Here is a 23,008-nt window from a genome sequence, read left to right as displayed (position 1 = left end):
CTTATCGAGGCCCCTTTTTCTTTGCCATGCCTTTCCCTTGATCGACGCCTCGAACCGGACCATGAGCCGCTCATGGTCCATCTCGACGTCATCGCCAGCCTGTTCGTGGTCGCCGCGCTCGCCGGCGCGCTCGACGCCATAGCGGGCGGCGGCGGTCTGGTGACCCTGCCCGCCCTGCTGCTGGCGGGCCTGTCGCCGATCCAGGCCCTCGGCACCAACAAGCTGCAAGGCGCGGTCAGCGCCCTGTCCTCGACGACGGCCTTCGCCCGTCGCGGCCTGATCGACTGGAAGACGGCCCTGCCGGTGGCCGGCCCGGCCGCGGTCGCGGGCCTGTGCGGCGCGCTCTGCGCCAGCCTGCTGTCGCCGCAGCTGCTGCGGGCCATCGTGCCGCTGCTGCTGATCGCCATCGCCCTCTATTTCGGCTTCTCGCGCGCCCTCAAGACCGAGGACGTCGCGCCGCGCATGGCGCTGATCCCGTTCGCCTGCTTCGTCGCCCCGCTGGTCGGTTTCTACGACGGCATCTTCGGACCTGGCGCCGGGGCCTTCTACATGGTCGCGATCGTCACCCTGCTGGGCTACGGCGTGCTGAAGGCCACGGCCCACACCAAGCTGGCCAACGCCGCCAGCAATGTGGGCAGCCTGAGCCTGTTCGTGCTCAAGGGCGCGGTCGTCTGGCCGGTGGGCCTGGCCATGGCCGCCGGGGCGTTCATCGGCGCCCAGGTCGGCTCACGGCTGGCCATGCGCTTCGGACCCAAGCTGATCCGGCCGCTCTTGGTGGTGATCTCGTGCGCCATGGCCGTGAAGCTGCTGGCGGATCCGAGCAATCCGCTACGCCAGGCGGCCGGGTTCTAGGCCGCGACGAGCTTCTCCGCGGTGGACAGGTCGACGCTGACCAGCTGGCTCACGCCGCGCTCGGCCATGGTCACGCCGAACAGGCGGTCCATCCGGCTCATGGTCACCGGGTTGTGGGTGATGGCGATGAAGCGGGTCTGGGTGCGCCGGCGCATCTCGTCCAGCATGTTGCAGTAGCGGTCGACATTGGCGTCATCCAGCGGCGCGTCGACTTCGTCCAGCACGCAGATCGGGGCCGGATTGGCCAGGAACACGCCGAAGATCAGGGCGCTGGCGGTCAGGGCCTGCTCGCCGCCGCTCATCAGGCTCATGCTGGCCATGCGCTTGCCGGGCGGGCAGGCGAAGATCTCGAGACCGGCCTCCAGCGGATCGTCGCTCTCGATCAGCTTCAGCTCGGCCTGGCCGCCGCCGAACAGGGCCTGGAAGAGGGTCTGGAAGTTGGCGTTGATCACGTCGAAGGCGGCCAGCAGGCGCTCGCGGCCCTCGGCGTTCAGCTCCTCGATGCCGGCCCGCAGCTTGCCGACCGCGCCTGACAGATCGGCGCGCTCGACCCTCATGGTCTCCAGGCGTCCGGCATATTCCTGGGCCTCCTCCTCGGCGCGCAGGTTCACCGGACCGATGGCGTCGCGCTCGCGTTCCAGGGCGAACAGGTGGGCCTCGACCCCGGCGGCGTCCTTCGGGACGGCCACGGCCTCGCCGGCGACGTGACGGCCCAGCTCCTCGGGCTCCATGCGGGCCTGCTCGCGGATCGCCGAGGCGACCTCGCCAAAGCGCTGGCGAGCCCCGTCCAGGTGGGCGACCAGGGCCGCGCGCTTCTCGCGGGCCTCGCCGGCGGCCTGCTCGGCGGCCCGGGCGGCGCGGTCGTTGTGGAGGCGGGTGGTCTCGGCGGCCTCAAGGGCGTCGCTGGCCTTGGCGCGACGGGCTTCGGCGGCGGCGAACTCGTCCAGCAGGACCAGCAGCTTTTCCTTCAGCGCCGCCGGCGCCTCGCGGGCGCCGTCCAGGGCGGCGGCCGCCTTCACGCGGTCGGCCTCGAGGGACTCGCCGCGCTTGGCGGCGGTTTCGGCGCGCTTGGCCCAGTCGGCGCGGTCGCGCTCCAGGCTCTCCAGGCGGCGCTGGCGGCCGGCGCGCTCGCGGGTCTCGACGTCCAGCGCCGTGCGGGCGGCGCTGGCGGCCTCCCGGGCCTGGGCCGAGGCCTGACGCGCCTGCGCGAGTTCAGGCTGCAGGTCGCCCGAGGTCTGGGCGGCGGCGTGGGCCGCGCGGGCTTCCGCCAAGGCCGCGTCGACCTCGGTCTTCTCGGCCTCGAAGCGGGCGATGGTGTCGTCCAGCGACTGGGCGCGGGCGGCCCGCATCGCCTGCTCGCGCTCGAACTTGGCGACGGCCTCGCGAGCGCCGTTCAGCAGGCGCTCGGCGTCCGGCGGACCCCGGCGCTTGTCGCGCAGCAGGTCCTCGACGGCGCGCATCCGGTCGGCGGCGGTCTTCAGCGCGGCGGCGGTGGCCTCGGCGCGCGGGGTCATGAGGTCGATCTCGGTCTCGACCTCGGCTAGGCGCGTCCGCTGTTCCAGCCGCACGGCGGCCGGCTTGGGCGCGTCGGCGCGAGCCACGAAGCCGTCCCAGCGCCACAAGTCGCCTTCCTTGGACACCAGGCGCATGCCGGGCTTCAGCGCGGCTCGCAGCCGGTCACCATCGGCGCGGGCCACGACGGCGACGTGCGAGAGACGGGCGGCCAGGGCGGGCGGCGCCTTCACGAGCGGGGCCAGCGGCTGCGCGCCCTCGGGCCAGGTCGGGGCCGGCGCCTCGGCCCCGCCCCAGTAGGACGGCGCCGTGGCGTCGAGCGCGGCGTCCAAGTCGTCGCCCAGCGCCGCGGCGAGGGCCGCGCCATAGCCCTTGTCCGGCGAGACGCTATCGAGGGCGGGGGCGTGGCCGCTCTTGGAGCGGGGGGCGGTCAGCTGGGCCAGGCCGCGGGCTTCGGTCCGCAGGCGACCGAGCTGGTCCTCGACATTGCGGGCCAGCTGGCGGGCCTGGGCCTCCTGCTCGGCGGCCTTGACCCGTTCGGCCTCGGCCTCCTCCAGCGCCGCGCGGGCGGCGGCCAGGGCGGCCTGCGCGTTGTCAAAGCGCTGGCGGGCGTCGGCGGCGGCCGGGTCGATCTCGGGGCCGACGGCCGCCCGCTCGGCCCTGGCCTGGTCGAGGGCGCGGTTGGTGCGGTTGGCGCGGGCCTCGGCTTCCGAGAAGCGCGCTGCGGCGGCGCGGAACTGGGCCTCCTCGGCGGCGACGCGGGCGGCCAGTTGCTCGACAGCGGCCTCGGCGGCGGCGCGGGCCTCCTCGGCGGTCTTGGCGGCGGCGGCGAGTTCGGGCCCGCGCTCCGGCGCGGCGGCGACCAGCTCCCGCACCTCCGTGAGTTCGGCGTCGATGCGCGCCAGGGCGGCGGCGGCGTCGTCCTTGGCCTGCGCCTCGCGGGCCAGGTCGGCGTCGATGCGGGCCAGGTCATTGGAGAGGCGTTCGAACTCGGCGGCGGCGGCCTCGGCCTCGCGCTCGGCGCGGTCCTTCTGGATGGCCAGCTGGCCCAGGATCGCCTGGGCGATGGTCGCCTCTTCCCGCAGGGGCGGCATGGCGGCCTCGGCCTCGGTGATCGCCACCTGGGCGGCGGCGCTGGCGCGGGCCGTTTCCTCGACCAGGCGGGCGGCGTTGGTGGCCTCGCTCGTGGTCCGCTCCAGCGTGTCGCGGGCCTCGGTCCAGCGGGTGTAGAGCACCGCGCCCTGCACGGCCCGGATCTCGGACGACAGGCGCTTGTACTTCTCGGCCTGGCGGGCTTCGCGGCGCAGGCGATTCAGCGCCGTCTCCAGCTCGCGGGCGACATCCTCCAGCCGGGCCAGATTGCTCTCGGCCGCTCGCAGGCGCAGCTCGGCCTCATGGCGGCGGGTGTGCAGGCCCGAGACCCCGGCGGCCTCTTCCAGGATGCGGCGGCGGTTCTGCGGCTTGGCGCCGATCAGCTCGCTGATCTGGCCCTGGCGGACCAGGGCCGGCGAGTTGGCGCCGGTCGAGGCGTCGGCGAACAGGAGCTGGACGTCGCGGGCCCGGACCTCGCGGCCGTTGATCCTGTAGGTCGAGCCCTCGCCGCGGTCGATCCGTCGCACGACCTCCAGCACCGGGTCGTCGTTGAACTGGGCCGGCGCGGTGCGGTCGGCATTGTCGATGGTCAGGGCGACGTCGGCGTGGTTGCGCGCCGGCCGCGCGCCGCTGCCGGCGAAGATCACGTCGTCCATGCCGCCGGCCCGCATGGCCTTGGCGGAATTGGCGCCCATCACCCAGCGCAGGGCTTCCAGCAGGTTGGACTTGCCGCAGCCGTTCGGGCCAACGATGCCCGTCAGCCCGGGCTCGATCCGGAACTCGGTCGGCTCGACGAAGGACTTGAAGCCCGAAAGGCGCAGGCGCTGGAACTGCACGGAGGCGGTCCCCTGGGGCCTAGAGCCTGTCCGTTTCTGATGGGACCATCAGAAACGGATAAACAGGCTCTATCTGTTTGCCTGGAGCGTGGCAGGCGCCGAAACCGCTCGCACTTTCGGCTGCCACGCTCTAGCCCTTCGCCGCGGCGGCGAAGGCCTTGGAGAGCACGGCGAAGTCGGCGCTGTGATCGTAGGGGGCGCCGTTGACGAAGAAGGTCGGCGTGCCCTCGACGCCATCGTCCACCGCCTTGGCCATGCGGTCGTTGACGCCCTTCAGCGCCGCCGGATCTTCCAGCGTCGCCTTGAACTGCGCGTCGGTCAGGCCGTACTGCTTGCCGATCGCCTGCAGGCCCTCGAACAGCTTCTCGCTGCGATAGATCTCTTCCTGCTTCTGGAAGACGGTGGTCAGCACCTCGAAGTACTTGCCCGGGATGCGGCGGGCCAGGATGAAGCCGGCGGCCGCGAACTCGTTGGGCGGGGTCAGGAACTCGCGGAACACCAGGCGCACCTTGCCGGTGTCGATGAAGGCCTTGCGGACCTCCGGCAGCACCGTGGTCCACCAGTGGGCGCAGTGCGGGCAGCTGGCCGAGGCGTAGACCACCAGCTGCACCGGCGCCTTGGCCGAGCCCAGCACCATCTCGCCCGGGACCGGCGGCAGCGGCGCGGCGCGCGCGGCCAGAGGGCTCGCCGCGACAGCGAGGCCCGAGAAGATCAGCGCGCGCCGGTCGAGACCCATTACTTCGAGGCTTCCGCGATGGCGGCGTCCAGCTGGGCCAGGGTGACCTCGCCGCCGGACTCGCCGCCGACCTTCTTGCCGTTGACGATGAAGGTCGGAGTGCCTTCGATCTTGTCGGCCTTCATCCACTTTTCGATGCGCTCGGCCGACTTGGCGGCCTTCTCGTCGGTCAGACAGGCGTTGAACTGATCTTCGCTCATGCCGGCCGCCTGGGCGATGGTCAGCAGCTCGCCGCGGATGTCGCCGGTCTGAAAGATGCTGGCCTGGGCGTGATAGATCGCGTCCGTCACCTGGAAGTACTTATCCTTGCCGGCGCAGCGGGCCAGCATGGAGCCGGCGTTGGCCAGGCGAGGCTCGCCGGTCAGGGCTTCGCGGGCCACGTAGTTGACCTTGCCGGTGTCGATGTACTTGGCCTTGAAGGCCGGGAAGACTTCCGCGTTCCACGTGGCGCAGTGCGGGCAGGCGACCGAGGCGTACTCGACCACGGTCACCTTGGCGGCGGGGTTGCCCAGGGTCATGTCGTCGGCGGTGACCTTGGTCCCCTGAGCGCCGCAAGCGGCGAGCGCGCCCAGCGAGGCGGTGAGGGCGACGGCGGTCATAAGCCGGCGGGTCAGCGGACGCATGTTCGTTCTTCCTTGCAGCGCAGCGGTGAAGTTAAGCGCGATTCTTAGGCCCCGGGAAAAGGGCGAGGGTAAGGCTTGCAACAGCGTGATCGGGGCCGGGTTGTCAATTGGAAGGTTGGGCCGATCAAGAGCTCAGGGATGCTCGCGCAGCACGCCGCGGCCCAGTTTCAGCAGGGCGTCCTTGAGACCGCCGTCGGGCTGGTCGGCCAGGCTGTCGGAGAGCTGCTTTTCCAGCGCCGCGTCCAGCGGCGGCTTGCGGCGCGGACGTTGTGCGACCGGCGCGGCGGCGGCCTTCACGGGGCCCTGGACGATGCGCAGGCGGGTGACGACGCCCTTGCCCAGCAGCATGTCGAGGCGGGCGGTGATCTGCGGCGCCTGGTGCTGGATCAGCGAGGCCACCGGGCCGTCGACGCGCAGCTCCAGCGCGCCGCCTTCGCCATTGCGGCCTTTTATGATGCGGACGGGCTCCGTCCGACGCGCGAGCGTGTCGCCGACGATCTCGCGCCAGCGGGCCTGCAGCGCGGCGGGCCCCTTGCCGAAGCGCTCTTCCAGCGACTTCAGCAACGGCGCCAGGCTCTTGCCGGCGGGTGGCGGCGGACGGCGCTGCGGACGCGTACGCTTGGCGCGCAGGATCGCGAGGGCTTCTTCCGCGGTGGGCAGGGGGCGGCGCATGCGAGGAAACTAGCATGCGGGGCTCGGTTCGCGGTAGGCGAGGGATGATGAAAGCCCAATCCCTTTCTCGTCGCGATGCGATCCGCGCGGCCCTGCTGGCCTGGTATGACGCCCAGGCCCGGACCCTGGCCTGGCGCGTCTCGCCCGCCGACCGCCGCGCCGGCATGCGGGGCGACCCCTACCGCGTCTGGCTGTCGGAGGTGATGCTGCAGCAGACCACCGTGCCGCACGCCACGCCCTATTTCCTGGGCTTCACCGAGCGTTGGCCGACGGTCTCGGATCTCGCGGCGGTGGACGACGGCGACCTGATGGCCGCCTGGGCGGGGCTCGGCTACTACGCCCGGGCCCGCAACCTGCTGGCCTGCGCGCGGGCGGTGGCGAACCAGCACGGCGGCGTCTTCCCGGATACCGAGGAGTCCTTACGCGCCCTTCCCGGCGTCGGGGCCTATACCGCCGCCGCCGTGGCCGCCATCGCCTTCGGCCGCGCCGCCAATGTCGTCGACGGCAATGTCGAGCGGGTGATGGCGCGGCTGTTCGCCGTCGAGGCGCCGATGCCGGACAGCAAGCCGGAACTCAAGGCCCTGGCCGGAGAGCTCGTCACCGACGATCGCCCCGGCGACTGGGCCCAGGCGCTGATGGATCTCGGAGCCACGGTCTGTAAACCCAAGGCCCCGCTGTGCGACCGCTGCCCGATCTCGGACTGGTGCGCGGCCTATAAGGGCGGCGCGCCCGAGAGCTATCCGCGCAAGACCAAGAAGGCCGACCGCCCGCGCCGCCACGGCGTGGCCTATGTCCTGACGCGCGGCGACGACATGGCTCTGGTCCGCCGTCCGCCCAAGGGCCTGCTGGGCGGGATGCTGGGCCTGCCGACTAGCGACTGGCGCGCCGCGCCGTTCTCCGACGCCGAGGCGGTGGCCGCCGCGCCGGTCGCGGTCGCCTGGCGCGACCTCGGCGCGGTCGAGCACGTCTTCACGCACTTCTCCCTGACGCTGCGGGTGTTCGCGGCAGACGGCGTGAACGCTGGCGACTTCGTCTGGACCCCGCGCGAAGGCCTGGGCGCGCTGCCCAGCGTGTTCCTGAAAGCAGCGCTGGCGGCGGAGCGGCTGCTCTAATCGCGCGCGAACGTCCCCAGCGCGTCAAGGAAGTCATTGCCGAAGATTTTCAGCAGGAACGCGGCGATCACGAGAAGTACGGAATAGCTGAGCGCCGACACCACGCCGATCATTACGTCTTTCCACAACGGTCGGCCGCGTAGCAAGGCATCGCGCTGAATGGAGGGCGTCTGATCCTCGAGCGCGATCTGGGCATAGGCGGATAGGGCGCTGTCGGCGGTCTCGCGGAAGGCCTGAAGCGTTGTAGGCGTCCATTGCCGGGAGAAGCCGCGCAACTCGGCCACCGTCGGAGCTCTGCCTTCGCGAGCGCGGTGTTCGAACAGCCACTCGCGCTTGGCTTGCTTGTAGAGGCCGTAAGCGATGAAACCTTCAATATCGTCCGAGGCGCGGACCAACTGGTCGAAGACCGGATTGTGGTCGGTCGTCGCCATGCGGCGGTTATTTCCTGGCCAGGACGAGTTTGGCGCGAGACAGAGCCCGTTCATGCGTATCGCGGCTCAGGGCGATGACCTTGCTGCCGTCAGGGCGTCGAATCTCTTGCAGAACGCTTCCGCTCCGCGGATCGCGAAAAGGAACTGCGCTCACCACCGCCTTGCTGGCGGGAATTCTACCGGGGCGGATCATAAGGTGAACATTGCCGCCTCGGGTTGGGTCACGCAAGGCGGTTGCGCGAAAATGAGCGCCTCAGTTCATCCCCGCCCGCACCTGCGCCCTCAGGACGTCGATCGGGGCGAGGCCCGCGTCGGTCTTGAAGTGCCAGTAGGTCCAGCCGTTGCAGGCTGGCGCGCTCTGCACCAGGGCGCCGATCTTGTGGATCGAGCCGGACAGGTCGCCGACCGTGATCGAGCCGTCCGGGCGGACCTTGGCGGCGTGATTGCCCTTGGAGCAGTAGAGGGTGTCGCCCGGCGACAGCAGGCCGCTCTCGACGATCGTGCCGAACGGCACGCGCGGCTCGGCGCGCTTGCTACCCATGACGTCCAGGTCTTCCGGCGCGATCGGCACGACCTTGGCGATGCGGGCCTTGGCGTGTTCCAGATATTCGGCCTCGCGCTCGATGCCGATGAACTTGCGGCCCAGGCGCTTGGCGGCCGCGCCGGTGGTGCCGACGCCGAAGAACGGATCCAGGATCACGTCGCCCGGCTTGGTCGTCGATAGGATCACCCGATAGAGCAGGGCTTCCGGCTTCTGGGTCGGGTGGGCCTTGTGGCCGTCCACGCCCTTGATGCGCTCCTCGCCGGTGCACAGCGGGATGGTCCAGTCCGAGCGCATCTGCACCTCGTCATTGGCCATCTTCAGGGCGTCGTAGTTGAAGGTGTAGCGCTTGGCGTTCTGGCTCTTGGAGGCCCAGATCAGGGTCTCGTGGGCGTTGGCGAAGCGGGTGCCCTTGAAATTGGGCATCGGGTTGGACTTGCGCCAGACGATGTCGTTGAGGATCCAGAAACCCAGGTCCTGCACGGCCACGCCGACGCGGAAGATGTTGTGATAGCTGCCGATCACCCAGATCGCGCCGTCGTCCTTCAGCACGCGGCGGGCGGCCTTCAGCCATTCGCGGGTGAACTTGTCGTAGGCGGCGAAGCTCTCGAACTGGTCCCAGTGGTCGTCGACGGCGTCGACCTTGGAATTGTCGGGACGCAGCAGGTCGCCGCCCAGCTGCAGGTTGTAGGGCGGATCGGCGAAGATCAGGTCGACCGACTTCTCCGGCAGGGCGTTCATCTGCTCGATGCAGTCGCCCAGGATGATGGTTTCCGGCCCGAACTTCATGTCCCGCGTCCCTACAAAAGAGAACGGAATCATGAGTCTTGCTGGTAAATGCGAGGTGAGCAGACGTGGTTAGCGGGGCGTTAATGCGCGCAAAACGCGTGGTCTTGAGTCCGATCAGACTCAAAACCTCTTTCGGATCAGAGGTCTAGGTCGTCGCCCAGCGCCAGCTCACCGGCCAGCGCGGCCTTCACCGGGGCCCAGCCCATGCGGTGGATCGGCGAAGGGCCCAGCTTGCGCAGGCCCTCGACGTGGATCGGGGCGTGATAGCCCTTGTGGCCGGCGAAGCCATAGCCGGGATAGACCGCGTCCATCTCGACCATGATCCGGTCGCGGGCCTCCTTGGCCAGGATCGAGGCGGCGGCGATCGAGCACGACAGGCTGTCGCCCTTGACCACGGTCTTGATCGGGCAGGGCAGCTTGAAGGCGTAATTTCCATCAACCAATGCGATGGCGGGCGTCACCGACAGACCCTCGATGGCCCGGCACATGGCCAGGCCCGCGGCGTGCAGGATGTTGAGCTCGGCGATCTCGTCGATCGAGGCCATGCCGACGCCCCAGGCGATGGCGACGGCCTTGATCTCTTCCTCCAGGGCGGCGCGGGCCTTGGCGGTGAGTTTCTTGGAGTCGTTGAGGCCCTTGGGCACCCGGTCGGGATCCAGGATCACGGCGCCGGCGCTGACCGGCCCGGCCCAGGGACCGCGCCCGGCCTCGTCCACCCCGCAGACCGGCCCCGGTCCGCAGGCCAGCTCCAGCATCATGTCGGGTCCGGTGCGCATGGGCCGGTGTTTAGGCCGGTTCGCGGCTCCGGAAAAGGAGTTTACGGATGTAATAATTTCTCTTGACGGCTGACGGGTGTCGCCGCCCAATTGATTACGAGTGTAATATTTGAGGCGAGCATGGACACCGGCCAGGCCTATCGGCGCGACATCGACGGCCTGCGCGCCGTGGCGGTGGCGGCCATCGTCATCCACCACGCCTTTCCGGGCCTGCTGCCCGGCGGCTTCGTCGGGGTCGACGTCTTTTTCGTCATCTCCGGCTTCCTGATCACCCGGCTGATCGCCGAAGCGCGTGAGGCGGGGACCTTCTCGTGGGCCGGCTTCTACCTGCGCCGGGCGCGGCGGATCATCCCCGCCTATCTGCTGGTCGTGCTGGTCACGGCGGCCCTGGCGGTGGTGATCGAGATGCCGCGCCTGCTGGCCATGACCGGCGCGGCGACGGCGGCCTCGGGCCTGTTCGCGGCCAATATGCTGTTCGCCCAGACCGCCGGCTATTTCGCGCCCGGCGCCCAGCAGAACCCGCTGCTGCACCTGTGGTCGCTGGGTGTCGAGGAGCAGTTCTATCTCGTCTGGCCGGCGCTGATCGCGCTGCTGTGGTGGAAACCTCTGCGGGGTCGGCGAGCGACTCTGGCGCTGCTCCTGCTGCTGGCCTCGCTGGTGCTGGCTCAGGCGCTGGTCGGGCGGGGGGCGACGACCTGGGCCTTCTTCGGCCTGCCGACGCGGGTCTGGGAGTTCCTGGTCGGCGGGGTTCTGGCCCTGGGCCTGGTCAAGCCGCCGGGGGACCGGACCACGGCCAATCTGGCCGGCGTGATCGGCGGACTGATGATCGCCGGCAGTCTGGCCCTGCTGAACGAGGCCAGCGCCTTCCCGGGGCTCTCGGCCGTTCCGGTCTGCCTGGGGACAGCGCTGCTGATCTGGTGCGGCATGGGCGCCTGGCCGGGCCCGGCCGTCCTGCGCCTGGCGCCGGTCGTGGGCCTGGGGCGGGTGTCGTACTCGCTCTATCTCTGGCACTGGCCGCTGCTGGTCCTGGCCGCCGACGTCGCCCAGCAGCCGCTGACGATATTGCAGCGCCTGGGCCTCGTCGCCCTGTCCCTGGCTTTGGCCGTCGCGACCTGGAAGCTCATTGAGCAGCCGTTCCGGCGCGGTCCGGTCGAGCGGCCCTGGCGGCGTCTCGGCGTCCGGCTGCTGCCGCTGCTGGTCCCGATGGCCGCCGGCGCGGTGCTGTTCCTCAGCCACGGCCTGCCCCAGCGCCTGTCCCCGGCCGCCAAGGCCCTGGCCGAGTTGGAGGAGACCGACGTCAACCCGGCCCGAAAGGCCTGTTTCGAGAAGGCGAGGACGGCCAAGCCCGACGACTGCCGCTTCGGCGCGGAGCCAGGGAGTGCGGGCGACGACGTCCTGGTCTGGGGCGACTCCCACGCCGACGCCCTGACCCCCGGCGTGGTCGAATGGGCCGCGCCGCGCGGCTGGAGCGTCCGTGAGGCAGCGCGCGGCGGCTGCCCGCCGCTGGTCGGGGTCAATGTCCGCACGATGTACCGATTCAAGCTGGAGTGCGCGGCCGCCGCCGACCAGGCCATGGCCTTGATCGCCTCGGACCGAAAGCTGAAGCTGGTGGTGCTGATGGGCCGCTGGCCGCTCTATCGCGACGCGCCGCCGTTCTACGACGTCAACTCGCCGCGCGTGACGATGGAGGTGATCGGCCAGCCCGGGAAGCGTCAGCGCGTGTCGACCGCCCTGAAGGCCACGCTGGACGCCATCGCCCGTCGCCGGCCCGATGTCCGAGTGCTGGTGATCGGGCCGTTCCCGGAGCTGACCCTGGGCGCGCCCGAGTGCCTGGCCCAGCAGAAGCAGCTCGGCGGCCGGCCGGGGGTCTGCGCCAGCGTCGCCGCCGACCTGCCTCTGTCGCGGGCTTTACCGGCCGAGGACGCCCTGCGCGCCGCCGTCCAGGATCGCCCGAACGTGGCGGTGGTGTTCCCGTCCGAAACCCTGTGCCGCAACGGTCGTTGCCTGGCGATGATGGACGGGGAGCCGATCTATTTCGACGACGACCATCTCAGCGCCTCGGGCGCGCGCCGCCTGGCGCCGGCCTGGCTGGAAACGGGCTGGTCACGCTTGGAGAAACCGGATCCGGCGCGCCTAGATGGGCCATGACCTTCAAGACCCTGGCTGTCGCCATCGCCCTGCTGTCCGCCGCCGCGCCGGCCCACGCCCAGGAGGCGGACTGGAAGCTGGTCTGGTCCGACGAATTCGACGGCGACCGGCTGGACGACACCAAGTGGACCTATGCCGCCGACTGCGGCGGAGGCGGCAATGACGAGCGGCAGTGCTACGTGTTCAGCCCGCAGACGGTGTCCGTGGGCGGCGGCGTGCTGAAGCTGACGACGATCAAGCGCAGGACACAGGGCCTGACCAATCCGTGGGCCGGGCCGACGGGGCCGATGAAGACCGGCGACTACGCCTCGGGCAAGATCCTGACCAAGGGCAAGGCCTCGTGGCTCTACGGCCGGATCGAGGCGCGGGCCCGCGTCCCCGGCGGCCAGGGCGTCTGGCCGGCGATCTGGATGATGCCGGAGCGCTCGGCCTATGGCGGCTGGCCCCGCTCGGGCGAGATCGACATCCTGGAGACGGTCAATCTGGGCGCGCCGTGCGGATCCTGCGAGGGCGGCCGCGAGAACCGGATCTTCGGCACGATCCACTTCGCCGGCGATGCGGCCGGGGCCCACCGGCAGGTCAGCACGGCCACGCCGATGCCGGCCTCTCCCACCGGCTTCCACGTCTACGCGGTCGAGTGGTCGCCCGAAGCCATCGTCTGGTTCGTCGACGGCCAGCGCTATGCCGAGGCCAAGGCGGCGCAGTGGAAGCGCGACGAGAAGGGGGAGGCAACCGCCGCGCCGTTCGACCAGCCCTTTCACCTGATCCTCAACCTGGCCTTCGGTGGCCGCTGGCCCGAGAGCGCCAACGCCAAGGGCGTCGACGAGACCGCCCTGCCGGCGACGATGGAGGTGGATTGGGTGAGGGTGAGCCAGCGGGGGGCTTAGTTGAAGGAGCCTCCGTCCCTAGACCCGCCTGGCCATCGCCCGGCATTCCTCATGCCGATAGCACGTCACCAGGTGGTCGTTGACCAGGCCGGTGGCCTGCATGAAGGCGTAGACGATCACCGGGCCGCAGAACTTGAAGCCCTTGGCCTTCAGGGCCTTGGCCATGTCGACCGCCAGCGGCGTCTGGGCCGGGACCTCGCCGGCGCGCCATGCGTTCTGGATCGGCGCGCCGCCGACCATGTCCCACAGGAATTGGCCGAAGTCCTCGCCGCGCTCGCGCATGTCCAGATAGATCCGCGCGCCCGAAATGGCCGCGTCGATCTTGCCGTTCGAACGGATGATGCCGGCGTCGGCCATCAGGCGAGCGCGGTCGGTCTCGTCGAAGCGGGCGACCTTCTCAGGATCGAAGTCGGCGAAGGCGGCGCGGAACCCCTCGCGCTTGCGCAGGATGGTGATCCACGACAGTCCGGCCTGGAAGCCGTCCAGCACCAGCTTCTCCCACAGGGCGCGGCTGTCCCACTCGGGAACGCCCCATTCATCGTCGTGATAGGCCTCGTAGAACGGGTCGCCGTTCATGCCCTTCCAGGTGCAGCGCGTGATCTCGGTCATGCGGTGACGCTAGCAGAACTTTTCGAGAACGAAAGACCCTAGGCGAGCCGTTCTTTAGGCCAGCCAGGCCGGACGGTCGACGCGCACCGGCCGGCCGTCGGCCGTCAGGTCCGCGCCCTCGATGCGGTCGAGGCGCAGCAGGGCCAGGGCCCGGCCGTCGCGGCCGCTCAGCACCTCGCCGGCCCGCAAGGTCCCGGCCAGCACCTCGGTCCCGAAGGCCGGGGCGGGGCCGTCGAAGACGATCGGCAGCATGCGGTTCTTGATCACGCCGCGCCGCTTCATGCGGCTGGTCGTCTCCTGGCCGACGAAGCAACCCTTCTTGAAGTCGATGCCGGCCATCAGGTCGAAGTCGGCCTCGATCGGATAGGTCGTCTCGCTGCCCCAGTCGGCGGGGCCGGGGACGCCGAGGGCAAGGCGATGGGCCTCGTAGGCGTCCTCGTCGGTGGTGGAGGGGCGGTCGTCATAGGCGCGCGCGCCCAGGGCCGACAGGCGCGGGTCGGCATACAGGCCTTGACCCGACGCTTCGCCGCCGAACACCGCCAGCACCGGCCGGTCGCTGGCCTCCAGCGTCACCTTGGCGCGCAGGCGGTACATGGTCAGGCGTTGCAGGATCGCCGCGCGATGCTCGGCCGCCACGTCCAGCAGGGCGCCGTCTTCAGTACCGGCCACGAACAGGTCGTAGAGCAGCTTGCCCTGCGGCGTCAGCAGGCCGGAAAAGCGCAGTTCGCCCGGCGCGAGGGTCTCGACGTCCTGGGTCAGCAGACCCTGCAGGAAGCTTCTCCAGTCCGGGCCGGACACGGCGATGACGGCGCGGGAAGCGAGGCGGGCGACATTAAGCGAGCTCATCCCGCAGATGTGGCGCCGAGTCCCCACCAAAACCAGTCCCTGAAAAGGGGGAAAGCTCAACTGTTAACGTGGGATGCGCCGACTCGCCGACTGATCTATGGATAGTCCGATGACACAGCGGGCTTTCCCGATTCTCTTCATCACGGCCACCCGCATCGGTGATGCGGTGCTTTCGTCCGGCCTCATCCGGATGCTGGCCGACCAGATTCCCAACGCCCGCTTCACGATTGTCGCCGGTCCGCTGGCCGCGCCGCTGTTCGCCCACGTGCCGGGTCTGGACCGCGTGATCGTCATGGAGAAGGGCAAGGGCAAGGGCCACTGGTTCAAGCTCTGGCGGCAGGTGCGCCACAAGAAGTGGAGCCTGGTCGTCGACCTGCGCGGATCGGCCACGGCCCTCTTCCTGCGCCGCGACAAGCGGGCGATCTGGAAGAAGCTGCCGGGCGAGGTCGTGCACAAGGTAGTCGACGCCGCCCGCACCCTGAAGCTGGAAGGCGACCCGCCCGCGCCGCACCTCTACATCACGCCCGATGTCCAGGCCCTGGCGGATGATCTGCTGGCCCCAATCGCAGGACAGGGGGAGGGACCGATCCTGGCCGTCGGGCCGGCCGCCAACTGGGTCGGCAAGGTCTGGCCGATCGAGCGCTTCACCCAGACGGTGGCCCAGCTGCTCGACAAGGACGGCCCGATGGCCGGGGGGCGCCTGCTGATCCTGGGCGGACCCGAGGACACCCGCATGATCGAGGAACTGCGCAGGGCTTCGGCCCGCGGCCGCACCATCGACCTGACCGGCAAGGTGGACCTGCTGACCGCCTATGCCTGCCTGCGCCGGGCGCGCCTGTTCATCGGCAACGACTCGGGCCTGATGCACATCGCCGCCGCGGCCGGCGCGCCGACCCTAGGCCTGTTCGGACCCTCGGACGAGCGCCGCTATGCGCCCTGGGGCGACAAGGCCGTGGCGGTGCGGGGGCCGCGCGGCTTCGACCAGTTCCTGGCCGTCGACCCGGACCTCTCGCAGGCCATCCGCCACATGAGCGACCTTCCGGTGGCCACGGTGGTCCGCGAGGCCAAGGCCTTGCTGATCCGCACCGAGCCGAGCGCCGAGGTCTCGCCGCAGGAAGCGGTGGTCGAGGACACGATCGCCGAGGAGGCCGCCGGCGCCGAGATCGCGCCGCTGGCCGAAGAGCCCGCGCCCGAACCCGTCGAGGCGTCGGTCGAGGAGGTTTCGCCTGAACTGGCCGTCGTCGAAGAGGCCCTGGCCGAGGAACGCGCGGCCGAGCGGGACGCCAGCTAGTTTCGGTTGCCTCGCGAGCGAGCCGGTCCTACGACCGCCTCAACCTATCGCCAGGAGCCGTCCCATGACCCAGACTTTCGACCTGATCGTGCGTGGCGGCGAAGTGGTGAACCACGCGGGACGCGGGATCGCCGACATCGGCGTCCGGGGCGGCAAGATCGTCGCCATCGGCGACCTCTCCCACGCCTCGGCCGGCGAGGTGTTCGACGCGACCGGCCTGACCGTCCTGCCGGGCGTCATCGACAGCCAGGTCCATTTCCGCGAGCCGGGGCTGGAGTGGAAGGAAGACCTGGAGAGCGGCTCGCGCGGCGCGGCCCTGGGCGGCGTGGTCGCCGTCTTCGAGATGCCCAACACCGAGCCGACGACAACCGACCCGGACGCCCTGGCCGACAAGCTGGCCCGCGCCAGGAACCGGATGCACACCGACCACGCCTTCTATGTCGGCGGCACCCACGAGAACGCTAAGTTCCTGGGCGAGCTGGAGCGCCTGCCGGGCTGCTGCGGCATCAAGGTGTTCATGGGCGCCTCGACGGGCTCGCTGCTGGTGCAGGACGACGAGGGCGTCGAGAACGTGCTGCGCCACGTCAATCGCCGCGCGGCCTTCCACTCGGAAGATGAGTACCGCCTGGCCGACCGCCGCCACCTGGCCCGTCCCGGCGACTGGACCAGCCACCCGGAGGTGCGCGACGCCCAGGCCGCCCTGCAGTCGACCCATCGCCTGGTCCGCATCGCCAAGTCGCTGGGCAAGCGCATCCACGTGCTGCACGTCACGACCAAGGAAGAGATCGACTTCCTGGCCCAGAACAAGGATGTCGCCAGCGTCGAGGTCACGCCCCAGCACCTGACCCTGGTGGCGCCCGAGGCCTATGAGCGGCTGAAGGGCTTCGCGCAGATGAACCCGCCGATCCGCTCGGCCGACCACGTGGCCGGCGTCTGGCGCGGCGTCGACGCGGGCATCGCCGACGTCCTGGGCAGCGACCACGCCCCCCACACCCGCGAGGAGAAGGCTCGGCCCTATCCGGCCTCGCCGTCGGGCATGCCGGGCGTCCAGACCCTGGTGCCGGTCATGCTGACCCACGTGGTCGACGGAAAGCTCAGCCTCGAGCGCTTCGTCGACCTGACCAGCCATGGCGTCAACCGCGTGTTCGGCCTGGCCGACAAGGGCCGCATCGCCGAGGGCTTCGACGCCGACTTCACCATCGTCGACATGAAGGCCCGCCGCACGATCACCCACGACTGGATGGCCACCCGCTCGGGCTGGACCCCCTTCGACGGCTTCGAAGCCAAGGCCTGGCCGATGGCGACCATCGTGCGCGGCGTCGTGGTCATGCGCGACGACGAGATCGTCGCGGAAGGCAAGGGCGAGCCGGTGCGGTTCCTGGAGACGCTGGCTGGCTAGAGTTCCGTCCGCCTACGGATCAACCATCGCCGCTCCGCCGATCCGGGCGCCATGTCCAGCGCCCGATCATAGGCCTCCAGCGCTTCGTCCCGCTGGCCCAGCCGCGCCAGCAGGTCGGCGCGCACGGCATGGAACGGCTGGAAGTCGTCCAGCCGCGCGGCGTCCAATCCATCCACCTCGGCGAGCGCCGCCGCCGGTCCCGCCACCTCCGCCAGCACCACGGCGCGGTTGATCCGGACGAATGGATCTTCCCGCCAGGCCAGCAACAGGTCGTACAGCGCCAGGGCGGCAGACCAGGGCGGCGGTTCGGCCAGTGCGCGGCGCACGCACCAGACGCCGTGCAGCGCCGCCCGCAGCTGGCGCGGCCCAGGCCGATTCAAGCGCGCGGCCGCCCGCAGCAGGGACTGGCCCTCCAGGATCAGCGGTCGCCGCCACAGCTTGGGATCCTGCTCCGACAGCGGGACTATCGCCCCGTCCGCATCCAGTCGCGCCGGCCGCCGCGCCTCGGCGAAGCGGACCAGGGCGGCGAAGGCCAGGCATTCCGGCTCGTTCGGCAGCAGCTCGGCCAATACCGCCGTCAGGTCCAGCATCTCGCGGGCATAGCCGGCATGCTGGCCGGTCCCTGCGGCGTCTTCGTGGGCTCGGGCATAGGCGACCTCCAGGGTCGAGAGCACGGCCGCCAGGCGCTCGGGCCAGGCCTCGGGACCGGGGACTTCGAACGACACCCCGGCCTCCGCGATCTTCTTCTTGGCGCGAGTCAGGCGCTGGAACATGGCCGGCTCGGCGACCAGGAAGGCGCGTGCGATCTCCTCCACGGACAGGCCGCAGACCAGCCTCAGGGTCAGGGCCGCGCGAGCCTCGGGCGCGACGGCCGGATGACAGCAGACGAAGATCAGCCGCAACCGCTCGTCGGGGATCAGACGGGCGTCGCAGGCCAGGATGTCCTCGGCGGAGGGCTGGGGTTCGGGGGCGTCCGGCGCCAGGCGCCGACGAACGATCCGCTTACGGATGATATCGATCGCATGGCGCCGCGCCGTGGCGTAAAGCCAGGCGGCCGGGTCCAGGGGCGGGGCCGTCGGCCAGACGGCGGCGGCCCGCGCACAGGCCTCGGCCCAGGCCTCCTCGGCCAGGTCCAGGTCGCGGAAGGTCGCGGCCAGGGCGGCGACGATGCGCCCGCCGGCCTCCCGCGCGGTCTGGTCGAGGGTCTTCAATCTTCCTCGATCATCGGGCGGACCTCGACCGCGCCGTCGCCGGCCAGTGGGATCCGCCTGGCGATGGCCAGAGCCGCGTCCAGGTCCGGAACCTCGACCAGATAGAAGCCGCCCAGCTGTTCGCGCGCCTCGGCATAGGGACCGTCGTGCAGGGCGTGCTGGCCGTCGGTCTTGCGCACGGTGGTGGCCGTGTCGACCGTCTTCAGGCCCGAGCCGCCCTTCAGGACGCCCGTGGCCGCCAACTCGCCGGCCAGGGCCTGGTGGGCGGCGATGATCTCGTCCATCGCCCGGCCGTCGCCCGCGCGGTAGAGGTCTTCGTTCTCGTAGATCAAAAGGGCGTATTGCATGGCGATATCTCCCGACGAGCCCGCGACCATCGCGGCGCTTCGACCTCTGAGACGCGCCGGCTCCGCGAGATTCGACAGCGGACAACGAAAAATGTCGAGAGGGGCGCCGCGGCGCCCGGATTGAACCGCGCCGCTGGCGGTCGCATAACAGGGCATGGACGGATCCAGCCCCCACACCGCTCCCTTCCGCGACGCCCGCTACGCGCCCCGCGCGCTGGAGGTCGAGCGACTTGGGGGCCATGAGGGCGAGACGCTGATCCTGCGCAATCCGATGGCCTATTCGAACGCGGTGCGGACCACGACCGAGCCGCTGGCGCGCTGGGCCGCCGAGGCGCCGGACCGGGTCTGGCTGGCCGAGCGCGCCAATGGGCAGGGGGGCGACGACTGGCGAAAGGTGAGCTACGGCGAGGCCAAGGCCAAGGTCGCGGCCCTGGCCGGCGGGCTCGCGAACCTCGGCCTTTCGCGCGGCCAGCCGTTGCTGATCCTGGCCCGCAACGGCGTCGACCACGCCCTGATCGCCTATGCCGCCATGAGCCTGGGCGCGCCGGCCGCGCCGGTCTCGCCGCAGTACGGGCTGAAGGGCGCGGACCTGACCCGGCTGCAACACGCCGTCGAGCGGCTGAAGCCGGCGGCCGTCTATGCCGACGACGCCGAAGCGTTCGGCGACGCCCTGGCCGCGCCGTTCCTGGCCGGCCTGCCGGTCGTGGTCAGCCGCCACGCGCGGCCGGGCGATATCGCCTTCGACGACCTGCTGGAGAGTCCGCCGATCGAGCCGATCGCCCTGCCCGACGACATCGCCAAGCTGCTGCTGACCTCGGGCTCCACGGGACGGCCCAAGGCGGTGGTCTGCACCCACGCCAACATCGCGCTGAACGCCGCCCAGATCGAGGCCTGCTACGCCGATCCCGAGCCGCCCGTGCTGGTCAATTCCGCGCCCTGGAGCCACAGCCTGGGGGCCAACGCCATCCTGCACATGGTGCTGCACCGGGGTGGGACCCTGTACATCGACGCCGGCCAGCCCGCGCCCGGCCGCTTCGCCGAGACGGTGCGGAACCTGCGCGAGGTGGCGACGACCTATCACAACATGGTCCCCGCCGGCTGGGGGCTGTTCGTCGGCGAGCTGGAGCGCGACGAGGCGCTGGCGGCCAGGTTCTTCGAAAAGGTGCGGGTGCTGCAGTACGGCGGGGCCTCGATGGCCCAGTCGATCCTGGATCGCGTCCAGACCGTGGCGGTGCGGACGATCGGCGAGCGGATCACCTTCGCGGCCGGCTATGGCGCGACCGAGACCGGGCCGACGGCCTGCAACATCCACTGGCTGAACGCCCGCTCGGGCATGGTGGGACTGCCGACGCCAGGCACCGCCGTGAAGCTGGTTCCGGCCGGAGACGGCGGCAAGTTCGAGGTCCGGGTGAAGGGGCCGCAGGTCTCGCCGGGCTATCTGGATCAGCCGGAAGCCACCGAGCAGGCCTTCGACGAAGACGGCTTCTACCGCCTGGGCGACGCCGCCCGGCTGGCCGATCCGGAGGACCCGGCGGCGGGGCTGGTGTTCGACGGGCGGCTGGTCGAGAACTTCAAGCTGGCCAGCGGCACCTTCGTCGCGGCCGGGGCCCTGCGGGTGGCGGCGGTGTCGGCGATCGGCGGCGTGGTCTCCGACGCGGTGGTCTGCGGCGAGGGCCAGGACGGCGTCGGCCTGATGCTGTTCCTCGACGCCAAGGCCTGCGAGCGGCTGAAAGACGAAAGAGGGGGAGACGAGGCGGCCGTGCGGGCGGCGATCGTCGACGGCCTTTCGCGCATGAACGCCTCGGCCAAGGGCGGCGGCGGCAAGGTGCTGCGCGCCCTGATCCTGGACGGCGCGCCCGACGCGGCCAGCGGCGAACTGACCGACAAGGGCTACATCAACCAGGCCCTGGCGCGGGACCGGCGGCCGAACGAGCTGGCGCGGCTGTTCGCTACGATACCGGACGACGGGGTTCTAGTTCTTTAGCCACCCCCAGACAGATCAGAAGCTGGCCGAAATAGTAGAGGCCCCAGACCGCCAGGCCGGTGGCCAGGTTGTCGGGCAGGTCGCCTTGCCGGGCGAAGATCAGCAGGTCGGAGACCACGAACATCAACGCGCCGATGCCGACGGTCTTGACCGGAAAACGGCTCATCAACGCCGTGGCGGCCATGACCGCCAGGAACAGGCTGTAGAACGCAATGCCCGGCGCGCCGGCTCGATCGTGCGGGAGCAGATAAGCGATCCCGACCACGACCGGAATCAGGACCAGCGGGATCAAGGTCCCCGGCTTGCGATGCCGCAGATAGAGCCCGCTGGCCACCACATGGCCCAGCAGGAACGACACCGCCCCGACCGTCAGGCCGTGGGTCTCCAGCAACACGTCGCCGCCCGCGCCAAAGGCCATCACGGCCGCCAGCAGCCAGCCATCCAGGCTCTTGGCCCGCAAAGCCGCATGGACCGCCAGCAGCGCCACGCCGGCGCCCTTCAAGGCCGTCTCGACGCCCGGCGGCAGGTCCAGCATCCACGTCGCCACATAGCTGACGCCGGCGATCACCGACGCGATCAGCGTCCAACGCGCGGCCGCGCTCATCCCTTGCATCGAATGTCTCCCCCCGATTTTGCCGATCAGACTGCAATGGCGATCGGCTGATGCGCAACCGGGTTGGCCTGCTTGCCGAAATGTCGGAGACAAGAGGCCTAAAAAGCGGAGGAACGCATGAACGGCGCGGACGCCCTGATCACCACCCTGGCCGACAACGGGGTCGTCGCCTGCTTCGCCAATCCGGGCACCAGCGAGATGCAGTTCGTCTCGGCCCTGGACCGCGAGCCGCGCATGCGCTCGGTGCTGTGCCTGTTCGAGGGCGTGGCGACGGGGGCCGCCGATGGCTACGGCCGCATGGCCGGCAAGCCGGCCTGCACCCTGCTGCATCTGGGGCCGGGCTACGCCAACGGCGCGGCCAACCTGCACAACGCCCGCAGGGCGTACACCCCGGTGGTCAACGTCATCGGCGATCACGCCACCTATCATCGCGGCTTCGACGCGCCGCTGAACAGCGACATCGCCGCTTTGGCCGCCCCCAATTCGCTCTGGGTCAAGTCGGCAGAGACCGCCGACAGCGTCGGCCCGCTGGCGGCCGAGGCGATCGTCGCCAGCCACGGAACGCCCGGCGGGAACGCCTGCCTGATCCTGCCCGCCGACTCGGCCTGGAACGAAGCGACGGTGAAGGGGCCGGTCGTCACGCCGCCGGCCTTCGCCGAGCCCGACACGGCGGCTGTCGATAGCGTCGCCAAGGCGCTGGGGTTCGCCAGTAAGCCGGTGCTGCTGCTGGGCTCGGGCGCCTGCGGCGAGGTCGCCCTGGCGGCGGCCGGGCGGCTGGCGGCGCACGGCGTCCGCATCCTGACCGACACCTTCACGGCCCGACAGGCGCGAGGCGAAGGCCGCTTCCGCCCCGACAAGCTGCCCTATTTCGGCGAGCAGGCCCTGAAGGACCTCGATGGGGTCGACCTGATGGTCCTGGTCTCGACCCAGCGTCCGGTGGCCTTCTTCGCCTATCCGGACCGGCCGAGCGTGCTGGTTCCCGAAGGCTGTTCGGTCGAAGCCCTGTGCGGCCGCGAGGTCGACGCGGCGGCGGCCCTGAACGCCCTGGCCGACGCGATCGGCGCCCCGGCCGCGGGCCCCGTCGAGACCTATGCCGCGCCCGACGCCCCGGCCGGCCGCCTGGACGCCTGGGCGATCGGCGCCTCGGTCGCGCGGCACATGCCGACGGACACGGTGATCTCGGACGACGCGGTGACCGCCGGCCTGCCGATCTTCACCCAGACTAGGGCCGCCCGCGCCCACGACTGGCTGTCTCTCACGGGGGGCGCGATCGGTCAGGGCATCCCGCTGGCGATCGGCGCCGCCGTGGCCTGCCCGGACCGCAAGGTCCTGGCCCTGACCGGCGACGGAGCGGGCATGTACACGCTGCAGGGCCTGTGGACGATCGTCCGCGAGCAGCTGGACGTCACCGTCGTGGTCTTCGCCAACCACGCCTACCGGATTCTCGGCATCGAGCTCTCCCGCACCGGGGCCGGCAATCCGGGCCCGGCGGCCTCGCGGCTGCTGGATCTGAGCGACCCTCGCATCGACTGGGTGAAGCTGGCTCAGGGGATGGGCATGCCGGCCGAACGCGCCGAGACCGCCGAAGCCTTCGACGACGCCTTCGCCCGGGCCATGGCGGCGCCGGGTCCGCGCCTGATCGAGGCGGCGATTTAGCAAGAAAAAGGCCCGCCGGATCGCTCCGGCGGGCCTCGTCATTCA

The 23,008-nt window shown here is 70.7% G+C and carries 20 protein-coding genes; 8 read left to right on the top strand and 12 right to left on the bottom strand.

Features of this window, described 5'->3' with window-relative positions; all coding sequences use genetic code 11:
• Window positions 1–72: 72 nt before the first annotated feature.
• Window positions 73–852: a TSUP family transporter gene (locus AC1RJ9_RS13425; protein WP_492837393.1), complete on the top strand. Its 780-nt coding sequence runs from the start codon at window positions 73–75 to the stop codon at window positions 850–852.
• On the opposite strand, the gene smc is transcribed toward AC1RJ9_RS13425, so the two are convergent.
• The 4 genes from smc to AC1RJ9_RS13405 form a co-directional block, all read right to left on the bottom strand.
• On the bottom strand, window positions 849–4,292 hold the full coding sequence (gene smc / locus AC1RJ9_RS13420; protein WP_492837392.1) for a chromosome segregation protein SMC: 3,444 nt from the start codon (window positions 4,290–4,292) through the stop codon (window positions 849–851). The genes AC1RJ9_RS13425 and smc overlap by 4 nt on opposite strands.
• A 130-nt stretch (window positions 4,293–4,422) precedes the next feature.
• Window positions 4,423–5,028 (bottom strand): thioredoxin domain-containing protein, encoded by a 606-nt coding sequence (locus AC1RJ9_RS13415; RefSeq protein ID WP_492837391.1) that lies wholly within the window; start codon window positions 5,026–5,028, stop codon window positions 4,423–4,425.
• The gene (locus AC1RJ9_RS13410; protein ID WP_492837575.1) at window positions 5,028–5,627 is read right to left on the bottom strand and encodes a DsbA family protein; all 600 of its coding nucleotides are present in this window, start codon (window positions 5,625–5,627) and stop codon (window positions 5,028–5,030) included. Before AC1RJ9_RS13410 ends, AC1RJ9_RS13415 begins: the two co-directional genes overlap by 1 nt.
• A 156-nt stretch (window positions 5,628–5,783) precedes the next feature.
• Window positions 5,784–6,323, bottom strand: a complete 540-nt coding sequence (locus AC1RJ9_RS13405) for a DUF721 domain-containing protein (RefSeq protein WP_492837390.1) — start codon at window positions 6,321–6,323, stop codon at window positions 5,784–5,786.
• A 47-nt stretch (window positions 6,324–6,370) separates the two neighbouring features.
• Here AC1RJ9_RS13405 and mutY point away from each other — a divergent pair, with 47 nt between their 5' ends.
• Complete coding sequence (gene mutY / locus AC1RJ9_RS13400; protein ID WP_492837389.1) at window positions 6,371–7,435, top strand: A/G-specific adenine glycosylase; 1,065 nt, start codon at window positions 6,371–6,373, stop codon at window positions 7,433–7,435.
• On the opposite strand, the gene AC1RJ9_RS13395 is transcribed toward mutY, so the two are convergent.
• The 3 genes from AC1RJ9_RS13395 to rnhB all read right to left on the bottom strand — a co-directional run bounded on the left by AC1RJ9_RS13395 (window position 7,432) and on the right by rnhB (window position 9,972).
• Window positions 7,432–7,866 (bottom strand): hypothetical protein, encoded by a 435-nt coding sequence (locus tag AC1RJ9_RS13395; protein WP_492837387.1) that lies wholly within the window; start codon window positions 7,864–7,866, stop codon window positions 7,432–7,434. The two genes, mutY and AC1RJ9_RS13395, sit on opposite strands and share 4 nt — an antisense overlap.
• Before the next feature lie 253 nt (window positions 7,867–8,119).
• Window positions 8,120–9,196, bottom strand: a complete 1,077-nt coding sequence (locus tag AC1RJ9_RS13390) for a site-specific DNA-methyltransferase (protein WP_099575541.1) — start codon at window positions 9,194–9,196, stop codon at window positions 8,120–8,122.
• Between the two features lie 137 nt (window positions 9,197–9,333).
• On the bottom strand, window positions 9,334–9,972 hold the full coding sequence (rnhB, locus tag AC1RJ9_RS13385; RefSeq protein ID WP_492837386.1) for a ribonuclease HII: 639 nt from the start codon (window positions 9,970–9,972) through the stop codon (window positions 9,334–9,336).
• A 120-nt stretch (window positions 9,973–10,092) separates the two neighbouring features.
• Here rnhB and AC1RJ9_RS13380 point away from each other — a divergent pair, with 120 nt between their 5' ends.
• A complete protein-coding gene (locus tag AC1RJ9_RS13380; protein ID WP_492837385.1) occupies window positions 10,093–12,120 on the top strand; it encodes an acyltransferase family protein in 2,028 nt (675 codons plus the stop codon).
• A complete protein-coding gene (locus AC1RJ9_RS13375; protein ID WP_492837384.1) occupies window positions 12,117–13,007 on the top strand; it encodes a glycoside hydrolase family 16 protein in 891 nt (296 codons plus the stop codon). Before AC1RJ9_RS13380 ends, AC1RJ9_RS13375 begins: the two co-directional genes overlap by 4 nt.
• 18 nt (window positions 13,008–13,025) lie before the next feature.
• On the opposite strand, the gene AC1RJ9_RS13370 is transcribed toward AC1RJ9_RS13375, so the two are convergent.
• Both AC1RJ9_RS13370 and ygfZ read right to left on the bottom strand, forming a co-directional pair.
• Entirely contained in the window at window positions 13,026–13,616 is a 591-nt protein-coding gene (locus tag AC1RJ9_RS13370) for a DNA-3-methyladenine glycosylase I (protein ID WP_492837383.1), read from the bottom strand.
• Window positions 13,617–13,670: 54 nt separating this feature from the next.
• On the bottom strand, window positions 13,671–14,462 hold the full coding sequence (gene ygfZ, locus AC1RJ9_RS13365) for a CAF17-like 4Fe-4S cluster assembly/insertion protein YgfZ (protein WP_492837382.1): 792 nt from the start codon (window positions 14,460–14,462) through the stop codon (window positions 13,671–13,673).
• A 109-nt stretch (window positions 14,463–14,571) separates the two neighbouring features.
• Here ygfZ and AC1RJ9_RS13360 point away from each other — a divergent pair, with 109 nt between their 5' ends.
• Together AC1RJ9_RS13360 and AC1RJ9_RS13355 are read left to right on the top strand one after the other, a co-directional pair.
• Window positions 14,572–15,753 carry a glycosyltransferase family 9 protein gene (locus tag AC1RJ9_RS13360; RefSeq protein ID WP_492837380.1) on the top strand — a complete coding sequence of 394 codons (1,182 nt, stop codon included), beginning with the start codon at window positions 14,572–14,574 and terminating at the stop codon, window positions 15,751–15,753.
• A gap of 64 nt (window positions 15,754–15,817) precedes the next feature.
• Window positions 15,818–17,152 (top strand): dihydroorotase, encoded by a 1,335-nt coding sequence (locus tag AC1RJ9_RS13355; protein ID WP_492837379.1) that lies wholly within the window; start codon window positions 15,818–15,820, stop codon window positions 17,150–17,152.
• On the opposite strand, the gene AC1RJ9_RS13350 is transcribed toward AC1RJ9_RS13355, so the two are convergent.
• Together AC1RJ9_RS13350 and AC1RJ9_RS13345 are read right to left on the bottom strand one after the other, a co-directional pair.
• Window positions 17,149–18,363 (bottom strand): RNA polymerase sigma factor, encoded by a 1,215-nt coding sequence (locus AC1RJ9_RS13350; protein WP_492837378.1) that lies wholly within the window; start codon window positions 18,361–18,363, stop codon window positions 17,149–17,151. The two genes, AC1RJ9_RS13355 and AC1RJ9_RS13350, sit on opposite strands and share 4 nt — an antisense overlap.
• The gene (locus tag AC1RJ9_RS13345) at window positions 18,360–18,710 is read right to left on the bottom strand and encodes a YciI family protein (protein WP_492837377.1); all 351 of its coding nucleotides are present in this window, start codon (window positions 18,708–18,710) and stop codon (window positions 18,360–18,362) included. Before AC1RJ9_RS13345 ends, AC1RJ9_RS13350 begins: the two co-directional genes overlap by 4 nt.
• Window positions 18,711–18,864: 154 nt before the next feature.
• On the opposite strand from AC1RJ9_RS13345, the gene AC1RJ9_RS13340 reads away from it, so the two are divergent.
• Complete coding sequence (locus AC1RJ9_RS13340; protein ID WP_492837376.1) at window positions 18,865–20,694, top strand: feruloyl-CoA synthase; 1,830 nt, start codon at window positions 18,865–18,867, stop codon at window positions 20,692–20,694.
• Here the strand turns inward: AC1RJ9_RS13340 and AC1RJ9_RS13335 are convergent.
• Window positions 20,660–21,307, bottom strand: a complete 648-nt coding sequence (locus tag AC1RJ9_RS13335) for a lysoplasmalogenase (protein WP_492837375.1) — start codon at window positions 21,305–21,307, stop codon at window positions 20,660–20,662. The two genes, AC1RJ9_RS13340 and AC1RJ9_RS13335, sit on opposite strands and share 35 nt — an antisense overlap.
• 117 nt (window positions 21,308–21,424) lie before the next feature.
• Here AC1RJ9_RS13335 and AC1RJ9_RS13330 point away from each other — a divergent pair, with 117 nt between their 5' ends.
• Window positions 21,425–22,963, top strand: coding sequence for an acetolactate synthase large subunit (locus AC1RJ9_RS13330; protein WP_492837373.1), 1,539 nt, complete (start codon window positions 21,425–21,427; stop codon window positions 22,961–22,963).
• The last annotated feature ends 45 nt before the right edge of the window (window positions 22,964–23,008 follow it).

The sequence above is a fragment of the Caulobacter sp. GW822-FHT07D08 genome (assembly GCF_058798735.1).
Note: the sequence above shows the minus strand (reverse complement) of the source record. Positions and strands in the feature narration are given on the sequence as shown.

What these genes read in the sequence shown, in the direction of transcription:
- AC1RJ9_RS13425 (WP_492837393.1), top strand. Translation starts at nt 73, where the DNA reads ATGGTCCATCTCGACGTCATCGCCAGCCTGTTCGTGGTCGCCGCGCTC.
- AC1RJ9_RS13415 (WP_492837391.1), bottom strand. Translation starts at nt 5,028, where the DNA reads ATGGGTCTCGACCGGCGCGCGCTGATCTTCTCGGGCCTCGCTGTCGCG.
- AC1RJ9_RS13410 (WP_492837575.1), bottom strand. Translation starts at nt 5,627, where the DNA reads ATGACCGCCGTCGCCCTCACCGCCTCGCTGGGCGCGCTCGCCGCTTGC.
- AC1RJ9_RS13405 (WP_492837390.1), bottom strand. Translation starts at nt 6,323, where the DNA reads ATGCGCCGCCCCCTGCCCACCGCGGAAGAAGCCCTCGCGATCCTGCGC.
- mutY (WP_492837389.1), top strand. Translation starts at nt 6,371, where the DNA reads ATGAAAGCCCAATCCCTTTCTCGTCGCGATGCGATCCGCGCGGCCCTG.
- AC1RJ9_RS13395 (WP_492837387.1), bottom strand. Translation starts at nt 7,866, where the DNA reads ATGGCGACGACCGACCACAATCCGGTCTTCGACCAGTTGGTCCGCGCC.
- AC1RJ9_RS13390 (WP_099575541.1), bottom strand. Translation starts at nt 9,196, where the DNA reads ATGAAGTTCGGGCCGGAAACCATCATCCTGGGCGACTGCATCGAGCAG.
- rnhB (WP_492837386.1), bottom strand. Translation starts at nt 9,972, where the DNA reads ATGCGCACCGGACCCGACATGATGCTGGAGCTGGCCTGCGGACCGGGG.
- AC1RJ9_RS13380 (WP_492837385.1), top strand. Translation starts at nt 10,093, where the DNA reads ATGGACACCGGCCAGGCCTATCGGCGCGACATCGACGGCCTGCGCGCC.
- AC1RJ9_RS13375 (WP_492837384.1), top strand. Translation starts at nt 12,117, where the DNA reads ATGACCTTCAAGACCCTGGCTGTCGCCATCGCCCTGCTGTCCGCCGCC.
- AC1RJ9_RS13370 (WP_492837383.1), bottom strand. Translation starts at nt 13,616, where the DNA reads ATGACCGAGATCACGCGCTGCACCTGGAAGGGCATGAACGGCGACCCG.
- ygfZ (WP_492837382.1), bottom strand. Translation starts at nt 14,462, where the DNA reads ATGAGCTCGCTTAATGTCGCCCGCCTCGCTTCCCGCGCCGTCATCGCC.
- AC1RJ9_RS13360 (WP_492837380.1), top strand. Translation starts at nt 14,572, where the DNA reads ATGACACAGCGGGCTTTCCCGATTCTCTTCATCACGGCCACCCGCATC.
- AC1RJ9_RS13355 (WP_492837379.1), top strand. Translation starts at nt 15,818, where the DNA reads ATGACCCAGACTTTCGACCTGATCGTGCGTGGCGGCGAAGTGGTGAAC.
- AC1RJ9_RS13345 (WP_492837377.1), bottom strand. Translation starts at nt 18,710, where the DNA reads ATGCAATACGCCCTTTTGATCTACGAGAACGAAGACCTCTACCGCGCG.
- AC1RJ9_RS13340 (WP_492837376.1), top strand. Translation starts at nt 18,865, where the DNA reads ATGGACGGATCCAGCCCCCACACCGCTCCCTTCCGCGACGCCCGCTAC.
- AC1RJ9_RS13335 (WP_492837375.1), bottom strand. Translation starts at nt 21,307, where the DNA reads ATGCAAGGGATGAGCGCGGCCGCGCGTTGGACGCTGATCGCGTCGGTG.
- AC1RJ9_RS13330 (WP_492837373.1), top strand. Translation starts at nt 21,425, where the DNA reads ATGAACGGCGCGGACGCCCTGATCACCACCCTGGCCGACAACGGGGTC.